This window comes from Duganella levis (assembly GCF_009857605.1).
Taxonomy (GTDB): domain Bacteria; phylum Pseudomonadota; class Gammaproteobacteria; order Burkholderiales; family Burkholderiaceae_D; genus Rugamonas; species Rugamonas levis.
The window spans coordinates 118,244-135,254 of the sequence record NZ_WWCT01000015.1 but is presented as its reverse complement, the minus strand read 5'-3'; the positions used below and the strand labels follow the sequence as shown (position 1 = coordinate 135,254).

General features: G+C 62.4%; 15 protein-coding genes. 1 reads left to right on the top strand and 14 read right to left on the bottom strand.

Annotation, left to right across the window (positions count from 1 at the left end; all coding sequences use genetic code 11):
* Positions 1–4: 4 nt before the first annotated feature.
* The 4 genes from GTP69_RS18500 to ppsA all read right to left on the bottom strand — a co-directional run bounded on the left by GTP69_RS18500 (position 5) and on the right by ppsA (position 4,388).
* Positions 5–412: a DUF4259 domain-containing protein gene (locus tag GTP69_RS18500; RefSeq protein ID WP_161056238.1), complete on the bottom strand. Its 408-nt coding sequence runs from the start codon at positions 410–412 to the stop codon at positions 5–7.
* Between the two features lie 9 nt (positions 413–421).
* Positions 422–1,372, bottom strand: a complete 951-nt coding sequence (locus GTP69_RS18495) for an SPFH domain-containing protein (RefSeq protein ID WP_161046136.1) — start codon at positions 1,370–1,372, stop codon at positions 422–424.
* Between the two features lie 21 nt (positions 1,373–1,393).
* A complete protein-coding gene (locus GTP69_RS18490) occupies positions 1,394–1,816 on the bottom strand; it encodes an NfeD family protein (RefSeq protein WP_161056237.1) in 423 nt (140 codons plus the stop codon).
* 142 nt (positions 1,817–1,958) lie between these two features.
* Positions 1,959–4,388, bottom strand: coding sequence for a phosphoenolpyruvate synthase (ppsA, locus tag GTP69_RS18485; protein ID WP_161056236.1), 2,430 nt, complete (start codon positions 4,386–4,388; stop codon positions 1,959–1,961).
* Between the two features lie 154 nt (positions 4,389–4,542).
* Here ppsA and ppsR point away from each other — a divergent pair, with 154 nt between their 5' ends.
* The gene (ppsR, locus tag GTP69_RS18480; protein ID WP_161056235.1) at positions 4,543–5,391 is read left to right on the top strand and encodes a posphoenolpyruvate synthetase regulatory kinase/phosphorylase PpsR; all 849 of its coding nucleotides are present in this window, start codon (positions 4,543–4,545) and stop codon (positions 5,389–5,391) included.
* An 83-nt stretch (positions 5,392–5,474) separates the two neighbouring features.
* Here ppsR and GTP69_RS18475 read toward each other — a convergent pair whose 3' ends face one another.
* The 10 genes from GTP69_RS18475 to bamA all read right to left on the bottom strand — a co-directional run bounded on the left by GTP69_RS18475 (position 5,475) and on the right by bamA (position 16,996).
* Positions 5,475–7,889, bottom strand: coding sequence for a catalase (locus GTP69_RS18475; RefSeq protein ID WP_161056234.1), 2,415 nt, complete (start codon positions 7,887–7,889; stop codon positions 5,475–5,477).
* A gap of 64 nt (positions 7,890–7,953) precedes the next feature.
* Complete coding sequence (locus tag GTP69_RS18470; protein WP_161056233.1) at positions 7,954–9,153, bottom strand: EAL domain-containing response regulator; 1,200 nt, start codon at positions 9,151–9,153, stop codon at positions 7,954–7,956.
* An 18-nt stretch (positions 9,154–9,171) separates the two neighbouring features.
* Positions 9,172–9,957, bottom strand: coding sequence for a TrmH family RNA methyltransferase (locus GTP69_RS18465; RefSeq protein ID WP_161056232.1), 786 nt, complete (start codon positions 9,955–9,957; stop codon positions 9,172–9,174).
* Entirely contained in the window at positions 9,954–10,574 is a 621-nt protein-coding gene (gene rnhB, locus GTP69_RS18460; protein ID WP_161056231.1) for a ribonuclease HII, read from the bottom strand. Before rnhB ends, GTP69_RS18465 begins: the two co-directional genes overlap by 4 nt.
* Positions 10,571–11,737 (bottom strand): lipid-A-disaccharide synthase, encoded by a 1,167-nt coding sequence (lpxB, locus tag GTP69_RS18455; protein WP_161056230.1) that lies wholly within the window; start codon positions 11,735–11,737, stop codon positions 10,571–10,573. Before lpxB ends, rnhB begins: the two co-directional genes overlap by 4 nt.
* A complete protein-coding gene (gene lpxA / locus GTP69_RS18450; protein WP_161056229.1) occupies positions 11,721–12,512 on the bottom strand; it encodes an acyl-ACP--UDP-N-acetylglucosamine O-acyltransferase in 792 nt (263 codons plus the stop codon). Before lpxA ends, lpxB begins: the two co-directional genes overlap by 17 nt.
* A 2-nt stretch (positions 12,513–12,514) precedes the next feature.
* A complete protein-coding gene (fabZ, locus tag GTP69_RS18445; protein WP_161056228.1) occupies positions 12,515–13,015 on the bottom strand; it encodes a 3-hydroxyacyl-ACP dehydratase FabZ in 501 nt (166 codons plus the stop codon).
* On the bottom strand, positions 13,012–14,064 hold the full coding sequence (lpxD, locus tag GTP69_RS18440; RefSeq protein WP_161056227.1) for a UDP-3-O-(3-hydroxymyristoyl)glucosamine N-acyltransferase: 1,053 nt from the start codon (positions 14,062–14,064) through the stop codon (positions 13,012–13,014). Before lpxD ends, fabZ begins: the two co-directional genes overlap by 4 nt.
* Before the next feature lie 21 nt (positions 14,065–14,085).
* Positions 14,086–14,610 (bottom strand): OmpH/Skp family outer membrane protein, encoded by a 525-nt coding sequence (locus GTP69_RS18435; protein WP_229258019.1) that lies wholly within the window; start codon positions 14,608–14,610, stop codon positions 14,086–14,088.
* Positions 14,611–14,659: 49 nt separating this feature from the next.
* Complete coding sequence (gene bamA / locus GTP69_RS18430) at positions 14,660–16,996, bottom strand: outer membrane protein assembly factor BamA (protein WP_161056226.1); 2,337 nt, start codon at positions 16,994–16,996, stop codon at positions 14,660–14,662.
* Between the last annotated feature and the right edge of the window lie 15 nt (positions 16,997–17,011).

The window sequence follows — 17,011 nt, the reverse complement described above, 5'->3', positions numbered from 1 at the left end:
ACGGCTACAGGCGGGCGCGCAAGTCTTCGACCGAAGCGCGCCAAGCCTCGTAGTGCTCGCTCTCTTCCCACAGCGCGCGCAGTTCGGATTCCTCGGACAGGATGCGGTCGAGTGCGCGCACCGCTTTCTCGGCCAGGTCGGCGCGCGGCTTGGCTTTGGGCTTGCGGGCTTCGACCCACTCGTCTACCGGGGCGCTGTCGTCGGTGCGCGGGCCGCCCTTGCCTTGCAGGCGGGCCAGCACCTCGATCGCCACCAGCGCTTCGGCGGCGAACGGCGCGTCCAGTTCGCCCGCCGTGTCCAGCGCGGTGTCGAGGGTGTCCGCCACCGCATCCAGATTGCTCGTTTCGTGCAAGTCCTGCGCCCAGTCCTGTGCGTAGTCATTGCCGAATGCGTCTACCGCCCATGTACCCATACCTGCTCCTTATGCTTTGGCGGGCTTGACGAGCGGCGCGTCTTTTTGGGTCTTCACCACTTGCATGGCAGTGGCGATCAGGCCGCTCATGTCGCCCAGATTGGCCGGTATGATAATCGAATTATTGGTCTTGGCAAGCTGGCCGAAGGCGCCGACGTATTGTTCCGCCACCTTGAGGTTGACCGCATCCTCGCCACCCGGTTCGCGGATTGCGGCGCCGACCTGGCGCAGCGCGTTGGCATTGGCTTCCGCCAGCGCGATGATCGCCGCCGCCTGGCCCTGCGCGCGATTGATTGCGGCCTGCTTGTCGCCTTCCGAACGGGCGATCTGCGCTTCGCGTTCGCCGCTGGCGATATTGATCTGCTCCTGCTTGCGGCCTTCCGACGCTGCGATCAGCGCGCGCTTCTCACGCTCGGCGGTAATCTGCGCCTGCATCGCGTGCAGGATTTCCTTCGGCGGCGTCAGGTCCTTGATCTCGTAGCGCAGCACCTTCACGCCCCAGTTGGCGGCCGATTCGTCGATCGCATTCACGATCGCGGTGTTGATGTGGTCACGCTCTTCAAACGTTTTGTCCAGCTCCATGCGGCCGATGACGGAACGCAGCGTGGTTTGCGCCAGCTGGGTAATCGCGGCGATGTAGTTGGACGAGCCGTACGAGGCGCGCATCGCATCAGTGATCTGGAAATACAGGATGCCATCCACCTGCAACTGCGTGTTGTCCCTGGTGATGCAGACCTGCGGCGGCACGTCGAGCGGGATCTCCTTCAGCACATGCTTGTAGGCGATGCGGTCAACAAACGGAATCACGATGTTGAGACCCGGCCCCAGCGTGGCGTGGTATTTGCCGAGACGCTCGACCACCCACGCGTGCTGCTGCGGCACCACGTTGATGGTTTTAAAAACAAACACTAAAGCCAGAATAAACAGAATGAAGGTGACATTACCAATACTGATGTCCATGAATTTCTCCGTGAGTTAATCTTAAGCCGCCACAATCAGGCGGCTGCCGCGTACTTCGCGTATCGTGTACGGGCCCGGTGCGGCGTTACTGCCGGGCGCTAATTCCACATCCCATAACGCGCCGCGGTACATGACGCGCGCTGCGCCATCCTGCCACGCTGGCACATTGACGGTTTGACCGATGTCGAGATTGACGTTGGGGTCGCGCTCGGCCTGCACGCGTTGCTGCTGCTTGCCGTAGCGGCTGCGGCGCAGCACGACGGTGGCCGCCACGCCCACCACGGCCGCCACCAGCAGCGACACCACTTCGCCCAGGCCGAGGAAGGCGGCAACCGCGCCGGCCACCAGGCCGATGGCAATCATCAGTAAATAAAAGGTGCCACTGAAAAGTTCCAGTATCACCGTGACGCCGGCGGCAGCCAGCCAGTAGCTCCAGTCGCTCATGATTGTCTCCTTTTGAAATGCAAAAACCCCCGCGTCCCGAGATGGGCTGCGAGGGTTTTTACTGCTGGACAGATGGTATTGATAGAGTTTTTTGCTACTTAATTCGATAACTCTAGTCTATACCATTTTCCGTTTACGTCAACTACTTCTGCAGCGACGCCAGTTTCTGCCAGGTGTCGATCACCGAGTCCGGATTCAGCGACATCGATTCGATGCCCTGCTCCATCAGCCAGGCGGCAAAGTCCGGATGATCCGATGGACCCTGGCCACAGATGCCGATGTACTTGCCCTGCTTGCGGCAAGCCTGGATCGCCTGCGACAGCAGCGCCTTGACGGCGTCGTCGCGCTCGTCGAAGTCGGCCGCCAGCAATGCCATGCCGGAATCGCGGTCCAGGCCCAGCGTCAGCTGGGTCAGGTCGTTGGAACCGATCGAGAAGCCGTCGAAATGCTCCAGGAAGCGCTCCGCCAGGATCGCGTTGGACGGTACTTCGCACATCATGATCAGGCGCAGGCCGTTCTCGCCGCGTACCAGGCCGTTCTTGCCCAGCAGGTCGACGACTTTCTCAGCCTGGCCCAGCGTGCGCACGAACGGCACCATGATCTCGACGTTGGTCAGGCCCATGTCGTTACGCACGCGCTTCATCGCTGCGCACTCCATTTCGAACGCGCCGGCGAAATCGGCCGCCAGGTAACGTGCCGCGCCGCGGAAGCCCAGCATCGGATTTTCTTCATCCGGCTCGTAGCGCGAACCGCCGATCAGTTTCTTGTACTCGTTGGACTTGAAGTCCGACAGGCGCACGATGACTGGTTTCGGCCAGAACGCGGCAGCGATGGTGGCGATGCCTTCGGCCAGCTTGTCGACGTAGAAGGCTTTCGGCGAAGCGTGGCCGCGCGCGACCGACTCCACAGCCTTCTTCAGGTCCGCATCAATGTTCGGATATTCCAGGATCGCTTTCGGGTGCACACCAATATTGTTATTGATGATGAACTCCAGGCGCGCCAGTCCGACACCGGCATTCGGCACCGACTGGAAGTCGAAGGCCAGCTGCGGATTGCCGACGTTGAGCATGATCTTGGTCGGCAGCTTAGGCAGTTCGCCGCGTGCCACTTCCGAGATTTCGGTTTCCAGCAGGCCGTCGTAGATCTTGCCTTCGTCGCCTTCAGCGCACGACACGGTGACGAAGGTGCCGTCCTTCAGCACTTCGGTCGCGTCACCGCAGCCCACCACCGCAGGCACGCCCAGTTCACGCGCGATGATCGCCGCGTGGCAGGTACGGCCGCCACGGTTGGTAACGATGGCGGAAGCGCGCTTCATCACCGGTTCCCAGTTCGGGTCGGTCATGTCGGCTACCAGCACGTCGCCTGGCTGCACGCGTTCCATGTCGGCCGGGTCGTGAATCACGCGCACCGGACCGGCGCCGATCTTCTGGCCAATGGCGCGGCCAGAGGCCAGCACCGTGCCGCTCGATTTCAGCTTGAAGCGCTGCTGCACGTCGGTCGCCTTCTGCTGCGACTTCACGGTTTCAGGACGCGCCTGCAGGATGTACAGCTTGCCGTCGCGGCCATCCTTGCCCCACTCGATGTCCATCGGACGGCCGTAGTGGTTTTCGATGATGACGGCGTACTTGGCCAGCTCCACCACTTCTTCGTCGTTCAGCGAATAGCGGTTGCGCAGTTCAACCGGCACGTCAACGGTCTTCACCGAACGGCCAGCCTTGGCTTCCGCAGTGAATTCCATCTTCAGCAGCTTGGAGCCGATGTTGCGGCGGATGACAGGCGATTTGCCTTTTTCCAGCATCGGTTTGTGGACGTAGAACTCGTCCGGATTGACCGCACCCTGCACCACCGTCTCGCCCAGGCCATAGCTGGAGGTGACGAAAACCACGTCCTTGAAGCCGGACTCGGTGTCGATGGTGAACATGACGCCAGCGGCGCCCAGGTCGGAGCGCACCATGCGCTGCACGCCGGCCGACAGGGCTACTTCGGCGTGGGTGAAGCCTTTGTGCACGCGGTACGAAATCGCGCGGTCGTTGTACAACGAAGCGAAGACGTGCTTCATCGCGTCCAGCACATTTTCAATGCCGACCACGTTGAGGAAGGTCTCCTGCTGACCGGCGAACGAAGCGTCCGGCAAGTCTTCGGCGGTTGCCGATGAGCGCACCGCGAACGACATTTCGGTCGACGAATCGGCCACCAGTTGTTTGTAGTAGGTGTGAATCTCTTGTTCCAGGCGCGGCTGGAATGGCGTCTCGATGATCCACTGACGGATCTCGGCGCCGGCCTGCGCCAGCGAACGCACGTCGTCGATGTTCAGATCGGCCAGGCGATCGGCGATGCGATCGGCCAGCGATTTGCCGCCATCCACGCTGTGCGACAGGAAGTCGCGGAATGCTTGCGCGGTGGTCGCAAAGCCGCCTGGCACGCGCACGCCGGCGCCCGCCAATTGGCTGATCATCTCGCCGAGCGAGGCGTTTTTGCCGCCGACGGATTCGACATCCGTCATGCGCAAATGTTCAAACGAGGCAACATAGACTGCTTCGTTGTTTTGCTCCTTCAATGCTACGTTGGACATAATTACACCTTTTTGAGATAGAAATCTTTCCGGCGGGCGACAGACCCATGTTCTTGTCATTCTGGTGGCCGTGTCGCACAATGCATCCTGTTGGCGCTCATTCTACAGCCTGCGAAGCGAATTGACGATTCACAATACCGATAGCCTCCTCTACATGACACAAGAACAACGACCACCCCTACCGTCCGCCGCCCGCACCGTCTTTTTTGTTTCCGACGGGACCGGGATTACTGCGGAAACCTTTGGTCACTCGGTGCTGACCCAGTTCGAATTGCGCTTCCGCCAGGTGCGGCTGCCGTTCATCGACACGCTGGATAAGGCCTACGATGCGGTGCGCAAGATCAATGAGGCGTTTGAAAACGATGGTCAAAGGCCGATCGTGTTTTCGACGCTGGTGCATACCGAACTGTCGGACGTGATCCGCAAGTGCAAGGGCATGTATATGGACATGTTCCAGACATTTGTCGCCCCGCTTGAACAAGAGTTGGGCGTGAAGTCGACGCACACGATTGGCCGCTCGCACAACATCGTCGACAGCGAGGAGTACAAGAACCGCATCGAGGCGATTAATTTCTCGCTGGCGCACGATGACGGGCAGTCGCACAAGAATCTATCGGAGGCGGATGTGATCCTGGTCGGCGTATCGCGCTCGGGCAAGACGCCCACCAGCTTGTATCTGGCGATGCAATATGGGATCAAGGCGGCCAACTACCCGCTGATTCCGGATGATTTCGAGCGCGGACGCTTGCCGTCGTCGCTGTATCAGTTCAAGACGAAGATTTTTGGGCTGACCATTACGCCGGAGCGGCTGTCCGAGATTCGCAACGAGCGGCGCGCGGGCAGCAAGTATGCGGCGCTGGAGAACTGCCGCTATGAGGTCAACGAGGCGGAGGCGATGATGAAGCGCGAAGGCATCCGCTGGCTGTCGTCCACCACCAAGTCGATCGAGGAAATCTCGACGACGATCTTGCAAGAGATCAAGCCGGATCGCCGCGAGTATTGACCCGCACCGCCAGGCGGGGTCTGACCCCGTACGGGGTCAGACCCCTAAGCTGTAACGCCGGCGTCGAGGCTAAAGCACGCGGGTTAGACGCGCGCGGGATCGGTCTCGCGCGCGTAGATGCGCTGCTGCGCCAGCACCGACACAAACCGGTTCAGCCCCTCCGCAGCTTCGCTGGACTCCACCATGATCACCCCGGGGTCCGGCACGCCATGCGGCAGCTTGCGCGGGATCTTGGCCGCCTTCAGCAGCTCGGCGCCGCTGCCCAACGCCAGCAGCGGCTTGCCGTGCCGGTACTGCAGCTTCACAAACTCCAGCACAGCCGCATCGCGGCTCAAGGCGTCGCGCGCATCGGCGCAATCCGGAATAATCACGCCATCCCACAGCACCGACGGCCCGGTCTCGAAACTGATCTCCACATCCAGCGGTGCATCGGTGTACGACGCCAGCGCGCCTATCTTCTGGCCCACTAAACGCGGCACCGCGCCCTGCTCGAGCAATGCCGCATACAGCTTGCGCGTCTGCGCGCCGTCCACGCCCGGCCCCACCAGCAACGCCACGCGCCGCGTGCGGATGCCGGTGTTACCCGGCCGCGCAAACAGCGACAAGGATGGCGACGCCGGATAATCGTACGGTGGCCGATCGGTGGCCAACGGAAGCGGCGGCGGCACTTCCATGCCCAGACCGTCCGCCACGCCCGCCACCAGCGCCGCGTCGATATTGGCCAGCAGTGCCAGCACGCGCTTGCGCACGGCCGGCGTCTGCACCCGCGTCAACTCGAAGCGGAAGGCGTTGATGATGTGCCGCTGCTCGGTTACGCTCTGGCTGATCCAGAACAGGCGCGCCTGCGAGTAGTGATCGGCAAACAGCTCCGGCTTGCCACGCACCTCCCTGCCCTGTGACGGCTCCGGCACGCTGACAAAGCCGCGCGCGCCAGCCTGGAACGGACAGCCGCCGGCCAGCGAATTCGGCTCGTAACTGACCCGCCCACGGTTGATCTGCTGGCGGTGGATGCCATCGCGCTGGTTGTTATGAATCTGCGCCACCGGCGTGTTGATCGGGATCTCGTGGAAGTTGGCGCCACCCAGGCGGCTGATCTGGGTATCGATATACGAATGAATCCGCCCTTGCAGCAGCGGGTCGTTGGTGAAGTCGATACCCGGCACCACATGCGCCGCGCAGAAGGCTACTTGCTCGGTTTCGGCGAAGAAGTTATCCGGATTCCGGTCCAGTACGAGCTTGCCTACCGACCGCACCGTCACCATTTCCTCCGGCACGATCTTGGTCGGGTCGAGGATATCGAAGGGGAACTGCGCCGCCTGTTCTTCGGTGAAGACTTGCAGGCCCAGCTCCCACTCGGGGAACTGCCCGGCGTCGATGGCTTCCCACAAATCGCGCCGGTGGTAGTCAGGATCGGCGCCGGTCAGCCGCGCCGCCTCGTCCCACACCAGCGAATGCGTGCCCGCCAGCGGCGTCCAGTGGAATTTACAGAACACCGATTCGCCCTTGTCGTTCACCAGCCGGAAGGTGTGCACGCCGAAGCCCTGCATCATGCGGTAGCTGCGCGGGATGGCACGGTCGGACGTATGCCACAACAGCATGTGCGCGATCTCTGGACTGAGCGAGGCGAAATCCCAGAACGTATCGTGCGCACTGGCCGCCTGCGGCATGCCGTTGTTCGGCTCCGGCTTGACCGAGTGGATCAGGTCCGGGAACTTCATCGCATCCTGGATGAAGAAGATGGGAATATTGTTCCCCACCAGATCCCAATTACCGTCATCGGTATAGAACTTGACGGCGAAGCCGCGCACATCGCGCACGGTATCGGCGGAACCGCGTTCGCCGGCCACGGTGGAAAAGCGCACAAACACCGGCGTGCGCTTGCCGGCGGCGGCAAACGGCGCGGCGCGCGTGAGGCCGCGCAGATCTTCGTAGCTTTCAAAGTAGCCGTGCGCCGCAGAGCCGCGCGCATGCACCACCCGTTCGGGAATGCGCTCATGGTCGAAGTGGGTGATCTTCTCGCGCAGGATGAAGTCTTCCATCAGCGTCGGCCCGCGCAGACCGGCTTTCAGCGAGTTCTGGTTGTCGGCCACCGGCACGCCCTGATTGGTGGTCAGTTCGCGGCCGGTATCATCGACGCGCACCCGGTCCAGCGGGCGATTGATGGCGTTGTCACCGATGTCCGGCTGGCCGTCGCCGACTTTCTCCGAGCCGACGATTTCGGTACTGGTGCTGGCAGTGGCGATGGGCGTCAGCGGCGCGTGGGTGGCGCCGGTATGCGGCGTGTAGGCCGCTTCGCCATACTCCAGCGGTTTGGTGGGATTGAACGGCATCTCGGCGGCCAGCTTCTCATCGCCGGTGACTTTCTCCAGCAGCTGGTCGGCGATCGGATTGGGTGGCCCCAGGCGCGACGGATGCGGCGCTGCGGCCGGCCCGGCGACTGTGCTCAGGATGGAACCGGCGCCGTCCAGCGCGCCGCCGTTGGATTTACGTTTAGCCATGTCGACCTCCATTGTGGGCAGAGGTCGAGTGTGCGCGGATGCCGCTAGCTGTATTTGATTGCGGTCAGAAGAAATGCTGCCAGTCGGACAGCCAGGCCGGGAAGTCTTCCACCGGCATCGGCTTGGCGATGTAGTAGCCCTGGGCGTAGGTGCAGCCCAGGCCTTGCAGGAAGTCCCAATCCTGCTTGGTCTCGACGCCTACCGCCACCGAGCGGCGGTCCAGGCTGCGCGCCAGGTTCAGGCAGGAGCGCAGCACGGTGCCGATGGCGGCGCGCTTGGAGGCGCCGTCCACGAAGCTGCGGTCGATCTTCAGCTCGGAAAATGGAATGCGCGCCAGCAGTTGCAGGTTGCTGCGGCCAGTCCCGTAGTCGTCGATGGCCAGGCCGAAGCCTTTCATGCGCAGGCGCAGCAGCCGTTCGAGGAAGTGGGCGTCGGTGCTCAGCACCGCCGACTCGGTCATCTCGAAGGTGATGTAGTCGGACATGATCTGGTGGCGCTCAAGGCAGGACATGATCTGGTCCATGAATTGCGGGTGCGCCAGCGTGCTGTGGTCCACATTGATGGAGACCGAAATCGGTATGCCCAGGTCATGCAGCTTGCGGCATGCGAGCACCGATTTTTCGATCATGGTCCAGTCGAGGAAGTCCACGCGCCGCGCCTCTTCCAGCGCCGGCATGAAGGACGCCGGTCCCAGAACGCCATACAGAGGGTGACGCCAGCGGGCGAACATCTCCAGGCCTTTTACCTGCCCGGTTTCCAGCTCGATCTTGGGTTGAAAGAAGGGATCGAATTCGCGGTTCTGCAAGCCCTGACCCACTTGCGCAAACGACAGCGTCGGCGGCGCCTCGTGCAAGGCATGCGCTTCGGACGGTTGCAGATAGTTCTGGATCAGCGCCACCAGCCGGCTGCCGATCACCGGCTTGCCGATCGCACCCAGCACGTTGACGCCATACGCGTCGGCCATGGTCTCCACCGAGAACAGCACGGCGTTGGTCTGCGCGCCGACCACGATCACGCCGGCCTTGCAGTGCGCTTCGCCGAGGCGGCGTATCAGTTCCAGCGCGTCCATGCCCGGCAAGGCCAGGTCGATGATGGCGATGTCCACCGGCGGCGTGATGCCGGCGCTGAAATGGCGCAGCGCCGTGTGGCCGTCCGGCGCCTGCGTGATCCGTCCGACACCGAGGTGCACCAGGATATCAGCCAGCGCATGGCGTTGAACATGATCCCCTTCGGCTACCAGAAAGTGCAACTGCGCGATATCCATGACGGCTCCAATGTGTGCTTACGTCAGATTCTGCCTGACTTGCTCGAAAAAGCATACTGCCGCGCAGGCGGCCACGTTGAGCGATTCCACCTGCCCCAGATGCGGGATCACCACCTGATGCGTGGCCATCGACAGCAAATCGTCCGCCACGCCCTGGCCTTCGTGGCCGAACAGCCAGGCGGTCGGCGCGCGCAGGTCGACGTCGTACAGGCGCTGGGTGGCGTAGCCGCTGGTCGCCAGCGTCTGCACCTTGGCGTTGCGCACCAGCTCCGCCAGGTCGACGTTTTCAAAGATATCCAGCACGAAGTGCGCGCCCATCGCGGCCCGCAGCACTTTCGGCGACCAGCAGAAGGCCGTGCCGGCGCTGCAATATACTTGCGTCACGCCTGCCGCCGCCGCGCTGCGCAGGATGGAGCCGACGTTGCCGGGGTCCTGCACGCCGTCCAGCAGCACCGCCGATACGCTCACCGGCGCCGTCACCTCGCGTTCCGGCGTGGCGATCGAGAACATCACGCCGACGCCATGTTCGACCTGGCTGATGCCGTTGTACAGGGCATCCGGCAGCGCCAGCACGTGCGCGCGTTGCGCTTCCAGCTGGCCGACAATCTCCATCACTTCCGGATTGTGCAGCGCGCTTTCGCTGACCACGCACTGCTCCGGCATGCCGCGCAGTTGCAGAAAGGACTGGCACAGGTGCACGCCGTCCAGCAGCGTGCGGCCGGCCTTGCGGCGTGCCGACTGGCTGCCGGCCAGCTTGACCAGTTCCTTGTATTGCGCGTTGTCGCGCGAAGTAATCGTCTTCACAGGCTCACCTCCAGCAGCTTGCGCACCGGCGCAAACGAGCGGCGATGCACCGGCGACGGGCCGTGCGCGCGCAGGCGCTCCAGGTGCAGCGCGGTGCCGTAGCCCTTGTGCTGGTCGAAGCAGTATTCTGGATAGCGCTGATGCAGCACCACCAGCGCGGCGTCGCGCGCGGTCTTGGCCAGGATCGAGGCGGCCGAGATGGCGTCCACCTTGTCGTCGCCGCCGATGATGGCGATGCTCTGGATTTTCATGACCGGGCAACGGTTGCCGTCGATCAGGGCCAGGGTCGGCACGGTGCTCAGCGCTTCCACCGCGCGGCGCATGGCCATCATCGACGCTTGCAGGATATTCAGCTTGTCGATTTCTTCTTCCGACGCTTCGGCAATCGCCCACGCCAGCGCGTGCTGCTTGATCAGCGGCGCCAGCATGTCGCGTTTGGCTTCGGTCAGTTTTTTCGAGTCGCGCAGGCCTTCGATGGGACGCGACACGTCGAGGATGACGGCGGCCGCGAACACCGGGCCGGCCAGCGGGCCGCGGCCCGCTTCGTCCACGCCGCAAATGATTTCATCGGCCGATGCCGGCAGGTCGTCAAACAGGCCGAGGTTTTGGTTGTTCACTTTGATCTTTCTATAACTTGGAGCACCGCCGCCGCACTCTCCGCTGCGCTGTTGCGCAGCAGGCTGTGATGCATGTCGGTGAAGCGCTGCGCCAGCCGCAGGCGATGCGGCGCGTCGCTCAGCTGCTTCCACATCGCATCCGCCAGCGCTTCAGGGTTGGCGGCGTGTTGCAGCAGCTCGGGCACCAGGAATTCGCGCGCCAGGATATTCGGCATGCCGATCCACGGTTGGTAGCCGAAGTGGCGCAGGATCTGCCACTCCAGTTCAGCCATCTTGTAGGCGATGACCATCGGCTTCTTGAACAGCGCCACTTCCAGCGACGCCGTGCCGGAGGCCACCATTACCGCATCAGCCGCCGCAATCGCGGTGTGCGACTGGCCGTCCAGCAGTTGCAGCTCGATGTCCTGCAAGCCCGCCTGCGCGATCAGCTCAAGGAAGTACGCACGCTGGCGTTCGCCGGCCATCGGCACGACAAACTTCAAGGAACGGTCGCGAATTTTCAGCAGCCGCGCCGCCTGCACGAAGGCCACCGTGTTGTACTTGATCTCCGACATGCGGCTGCCCGGCATGATGGTGACCACGTTGGCGTCTTCCGGCAAACCGAGCGCGCGCCGCGCGGCGCCTTCGTCCGGCGCCAGCGGAATCAGTTCGGCCAGCGGATGGCCGACATAGCTGACCGGCACGCCGGCCTTTTTATAAATCTCTTCCTCGAACGGGAAGACTACCAGCATGTGCGACACCGCCTTGATGATCTTCTTGATGCGGCCACCGCGCCAGGCCCAGATCTGCGGCCCGATGTAATGCACGGTCGGGATGCCGGCATCCTTCAGCTGCATTTCCAGCCCGAGGTTAAAGCCCGGATAGTCGGCGCCGATGAAGGCCGCCGGCCGGTCGGCCAGCAACTGGTCGCGCAGCGCGCTCTGGATGCCTTTCAGTTCGCGGTAACGCAGCAGCACCGGCAGCAGGCCGCGTACGGTCAGCTGGTCCATCGGCCAGTGCGATTCGAAGCCCTGCGCCATCATCTGCGGTCCGCCGATGCCGTGGAAGCGCGCTTCCGGCAGGTGCGGACGCAGGCCCGAAAGCAAACGAGCCGCCAGCATGTCGCCGGACGGCTCGCCGGCCACCAGGGCCAGGGACAGCGGCGTGTCAGCGGACGATGCCACGGCTCGCGGTATCGAGGAATTCACGCATGGCGCGCATGTGCAGCGCGACGTCGGCCGGTACCGTCGCTTCTTCGGCGATCAGGGCCGCCTTGGCTTCTTCCAGCGTGTGGCCGGAGCGGTAGATGATCTTGTAGGCCGCGCGGATGCCGTTGATCTGCTCACGCGTAAAGCCGCGCCGTTTCAGGCCTTCGATATTGACGCCATGGGCCGATGCCGGATTACCGTTCAACAGCACGAACGGCGGCACGTCCTGGGTCAGCGAGGTGCTCATGCCGACAAACGCGTGCGCGCCGATCTTGCAGAACTGGTGCACGTTGGCGAAACCGCTCATGATCACCCAGTCGCCGATTTCCACGTGGCCGGCGATCTGCGCGTTGTTCGAGAAGATCGTATTGCTGCCTACCACGCAGTCATGCGCCAGGTGGACGTAGGCCGAGATCCAGTTGTCGTTGCCGAGCGAGGTCACGCCCTTGTCCTGCACCGTGCCGGTGTTGAAGGTGCAGAATTCACGGATGGTGTTGCGGTCGCCGATGGTCAGGCGGGTCGGCTCGCCGCTCCACTTCTTGTCCTGCGGCGCGGCGCCGATCGACGAGAACTGGAAGAACTTGTTGTCACTGCCGATGGTCGTGTGGCCTTCGATCACCACGTGCGGGCCGACCACCGTGCCGGAACCGATGACGACGTTCGGGCCGACCACGGAATACGGGCCGATATCCACGCTGTCGTGCAGTTCGGCCTTGCTGTCGACGACAGCGGTGGCGTGTATCTTGGCCATGATTACTGTCCTGCGGCCGGCTGCGATGCGTCGGCCGCATTACGGATGGTGCACATCAGATCCGCTTCGACAGCGGTCTGGCCGTCGACCGTGCCGACTGCCTTGTATTTCCAGATGCCGCGCGACACGCGCACGATTTCGATGTCCATCTTCAGCTGGTCGCCAGGACCGACCGGACGCTTGAAGCGCGCGTTGTCGATGCCGACGAAGTACACCACCGAGTTCTCATCCGGCTTGATGCCCATGGTCTTGAACGACAGCAGGGCCGCCGTCTGCGCCATCGCCTCGATCATCAGCACGCCCGGCATGACCGGCTTGTGCGGGAAGTGGCCGTTGAAGAATTCTTCGTTGACGGTCACGTTCTTGATGGCGGTGATGGACTTGTTCTCTTCGTACGCGAGCACGCGGTCGACCAGCAGCATCGGATAGCGGTGCGGCAGGTAGGCCTTGATCTCGCAGATGTCCATGGTCTTGGCGGCGGCGGTGTCGGGAGTAGTGGTCATGATTCGTTTTCAGTTCGTGTTTTAATGGTTTTTTCCAGCGCGCGGATTTTATCGCGCATGGCGGACAAATTGCGGACAATCGCCGCCGATTTTTCCCAGTCGGCGTTTTTCGCCAGCGGGTAGAAGCCGGTGTACTGGCCAGGTTCCAGGATCGAGCGCGACACCATCGAGCCTGAGCCCACGTGCACCTTGTCGACGATGGTCAGGTGGCCCAGCACCATGGCGGCGCCGCCGAAAGTGCAGTATTTGCCGATCTTGGCGCTGCCGGCCACGCCGACGCAGCCGGCCATCGCCGTGTGCGCGCCGATATGGCAGTTATGGCCGATCTGGATCTGGTTATCCAGCTTGACGCCATCTTCGATAACCGTATCGGCCAGCGCGCCACGGTCGATGGTGGTGTTGGCGCCGATGTCGACATCGTCGCCGATCATCACCCGGCCGGTCTGCGGAATCTTGATGTAGACGCCGCCCTCGTTGGCAAAGCCGAAGCCGTCGGTGCCGATCACCGCGCCCGAGTGAATGATGCCGCGCTTGCCGATCTGGCAGCGCGCGTGGAAGGTGACGTTGGCGAAGAACTGCGTGCCCTCGCCCACCACCGCCTCGCGGCCGACATAGCAGCCGGCGCCAATCACTGCGTGCTCGCCGATCACGGCGCCGTCTTCGATCACCGCGCGCGCGCCGATGTGGGCCGAAGCCGCCACCTGCGCACTATCGGCCACCACCGCCGACGCATGCACGCCGGCCGACGGCACGATCGCCGTCAAGGATTCGAAATACTGGGCCGCGCGGGCGAAGTACACATACGGATTCGGGACGACGATGCGCGCACCATGGTAGCCGGCGGCGATAAAAGCGTCATCGGCGGCCGACACGATAAGTGCCGCCGCCTTGCTCTGCAACGCCTCGGCGCGCAGTTTGCTATTGCTGAGAAAGCTGATGTGCGAAACGCCGGCATCCGCCAGTGGCGCGATCCCGGAGACTTCCAGGTTCGCATCGCCTACCAGCTGTCCGCCCAAGCGTTCGACCAATGCTCCTAGTCGAGTGCCCATCGGGTGATCCAATCTTGAGTTTTACTTGTCTTTATCCAGCGCAGCCAACACCTTCTCGGTGATGTCGATGCGGCTGCTGGCCCAGACGGCATCCTGCAGCACAATGTCAAAGCCTTCGACATTGGCCAGCTGCTTGATGATCTTGGTGGCTTTTTCCGAGATCGCCTGGCGCTCCTCGTTGGTGCGCTGGCTGACGTCTTCGCGGAATTCGCGCTGGCGGCGCTGGTATTCCTTGTCCAGTTCAAACACGTCGCGCTGGCGCTTGATGCGGTCGGCCTCAGTCAAGGTCGGCGCATCCGCCTCCAGCTTGTCGGACGCCGTCTTCAGGCGCGCCGCCATCTCGCTCATGGCCTTCTCGCGGCCCTTGAACTCTTCCTTCAACTTTTCTTCGGCCAGCTTGGCCAGCTTGGATTCGTTGTAGATGCGCTCCGGGCTAATCCAGGCAATGCGCGAGGCCGAGGTCTGGGCCTGCACCGGCGCCAATGCACACCAGCCCAGTGCCAGCATGGCGAAATATTTGGTCATGGTTGCGGATGCAGTCTTCAACTTATTTCTCCGAAATAAAAAATATTACTTTTATGCATTAGTAGCGAACTTAGAAGCCCGTACCCATCTGGAACTGGAAGCGTTCCAGACGGTCGCCGGTCTTGGCGTTCAACGGCTTAGCATAACTCAGTTTCAGCGGCCCCACCGGCGAAATCCAGCTGATGCCCAGACCGGTCGAGTAGCGCAGCTCGGAAGCGCGCATCTTCTGACCTTCCTGATAGACCTGGCCGGTATCGAGGAAGCCGAACCAGCGCAGGCTGCGGTCCTGGCCGGAGCCTGGGAACGGCAGCTGCAGCTCGGCATTGCCGATAATACGCGAAGCGCCGCCCAGGGCATCGCCGTAGGTGTAGTCGACCGCGCCCAGCGACGAGCTCAGATAGCCGCGCACCGAACCGATACCGCCGGCGTAGAAGTTCTTGAATACCGGGTAGCTGCTGTTGCCAATGCCATGGCCGTAGTCGAACTCGCCTTTCAATGCCAGCGTCACTTTCGAGAACAGCGGCTTGTACCACTGCTGCTCGTAGACGGCGCGGTAGTATTTCTGCTGGCCGACCAGATCCAGCTCCAGGTTGGCGCGCTGGTAGCGGCCGATGGTTGGCGTCACTGCCGAGTCACGGCTGTCGCGCGCCCACGCCATGGTCAGCGGCACGGCGTTGGTGGCGGCGGTGCCGATACCGTTGGCGATGCCGGTAATGGTGGTCACGTATTCGCGGAAGCGGGTCGGCGAGGTGGCGTCGGTGGTGATCTTCGAGCGTTCCAGGCCGATGCCGAAGAACACGGTGTCGACTTCCGAGAACGGCACGCCGTAGCTGATGCGGCCGCCCTGCTGTTTAATCGTGTAGGAACCGATGTTCAGCGCCGGCGGTTGTTGCGTGCGCAGATACAGCTCGTAGCCGCGCGAGACGCCGTCGTCGGTGTAGTACGGGTCGGTCTGCGAGAACGAAATCGTGCGGCTGTATTTCGAGGTATTCAGCTCCAGGCCCACCGTGGTGCCGGAACCGGCAAAGTTGGCCTGCTGGATCGCTGCCTGGAACGAGAACTTCTCCGACTGCGAGAACGCGCCGCCGATCTGGAAGTTACCGGTCGGGCGCTCGGTCACGGTCAGGTTGACGTCGACCTGGTCGGAGGTGCCTTGCGCTTCCGGCGTATCGACCGTCACGTCCTTGAAGTAGCCCAGACGGTCGACGCGGTCGCGCGACAGCTTGATCTTGTTGGCGTCGTACCAGCTCGATTCGAACTGGCGGAACTCGCGGCGGATCACTTCGTCACGGGTCGAGGTGTTGCCGGCGATGTTCATGTGGCGCACGTAGGCGCGCTTGCCCGGATCGATGAAGAAGGTGAACGACACTTCGCGCTTCTCGACATCGATGTCCGGCGACGCGTTGACGTTGGCGAAGGCGTAGCCGAAGGTGCCCAGGCGGTCCGAAATCAGTTTGTTGGTGGCGGTCAGCAGCTCGCCCGAGTAGGTCTGGCCGCTGCGCAGCAGCACCAGCGAACGCAGTTCTTCTTCGCGGCCGAAGGTCTCGCCTTCGAACTTGATGTTCTTGACTTTGTACTGCTCACCCTCGGTGATGTTGATGGTGATGTAGATGTCCTTCTTGTCGGGCGTGATCGAGACCTGGGTGGAATCGATGTTCATGCTGATGTAGCCGCGATTCAGATAGAAAGACTTGAGCGACTCGATGTCGCCGGTCAGCTTGGTCTTGGAGTACTGGTTGGCCTTGGTGTACCAGCTGAACCAGCCGCCGGTATTCAGCGCCAGGTTTTCTTTCAGCTCTTTGTCGGAGAACACCTTGTTGCCGACGATGTTGATCTCTTTGATCTTGGCGATCTCGCCCTCGTCCACCACGAAGTTGATGTTGACGCGGTTGCGTTCCAGCGGCGTGACGGTAGTTTCGACTTTGACGCCATACAGGCCGTGCGACAGATACTGGCGCTTCAATTCCTGCTCGGCGCGATCGACCGAGGCTTTTTCGAAGGTCTTGGCTTCGCCGACGCCGATGTCTTTCAGCGCCTTGATCAGCGTGTCTTTTTCAAATTCCTTGGTGCCGGTGAAGTCCACCTTGGCGATGGCCGGGCGTTCCTCGACCAGGACGACCAGCACCTGGCCGTCCTGTTCCAGCTTGACGTCCTTGAAGAAACCGGTGGCGTACAGCGCCTTGATGGCGGTGACCGATTTGTCGTCGTTGAAGGTTTCGCCGACACGCACCGGCAGATAGCTGAAGACCGTACCGGCTTCCGTACGCTGAATGCCTTCGATGCGGATATCTTTGATGACGAAGGGCTCGACAGCGAGCGCGCTGCCGCTGCACAGTGCCAGGACAGCGGCGCCGATCAGGCTGCGGCGCAAGGAAGTAGAGGTAATACGATCAGAATATCTTTTCATCGGTTTCAATGGCTA

Coding starts and splice junctions, on each gene's coding strand:
- fabZ (WP_161056228.1), bottom strand. CDS start 13,015: ATGACCACTACTCCCGACACCGCCGCCGCCAAGACCATGGACATCTGC.
- GTP69_RS18500 (WP_161056238.1), bottom strand. CDS start 412: ATGGGTACATGGGCGGTAGACGCATTCGGCAATGACTACGCACAGGAC.
- lpxA (WP_161056229.1), bottom strand. CDS start 12,512: ATGGCCAAGATACACGCCACCGCTGTCGTCGACAGCAAGGCCGAACTG.
- ppsR (WP_161056235.1), top strand. CDS start 4,543: ATGACACAAGAACAACGACCACCCCTACCGTCCGCCGCCCGCACCGTC.
- GTP69_RS18475 (WP_161056234.1), bottom strand. CDS start 7,889: ATGGCTAAACGTAAATCCAACGGCGGCGCGCTGGACGGCGCCGGTTCC.
- GTP69_RS18490 (WP_161056237.1), bottom strand. CDS start 1,816: ATGAGCGACTGGAGCTACTGGCTGGCTGCCGCCGGCGTCACGGTGATA.
- lpxD (WP_161056227.1), bottom strand. CDS start 14,064: ATGGGCACTCGACTAGGAGCATTGGTCGAACGCTTGGGCGGACAGCTG.
- GTP69_RS18470 (WP_161056233.1), bottom strand. CDS start 9,153: ATGGATATCGCGCAGTTGCACTTTCTGGTAGCCGAAGGGGATCATGTT.
- ppsA (WP_161056236.1), bottom strand. CDS start 4,388: ATGTCCAACGTAGCATTGAAGGAGCAAAACAACGAAGCAGTCTATGTT.
- GTP69_RS18495 (WP_161046136.1), bottom strand. CDS start 1,372: ATGGACATCAGTATTGGTAATGTCACCTTCATTCTGTTTATTCTGGCT.
- bamA (WP_161056226.1), bottom strand. CDS start 16,996: ATGAAAAGATATTCTGATCGTATTACCTCTACTTCCTTGCGCCGCAGC.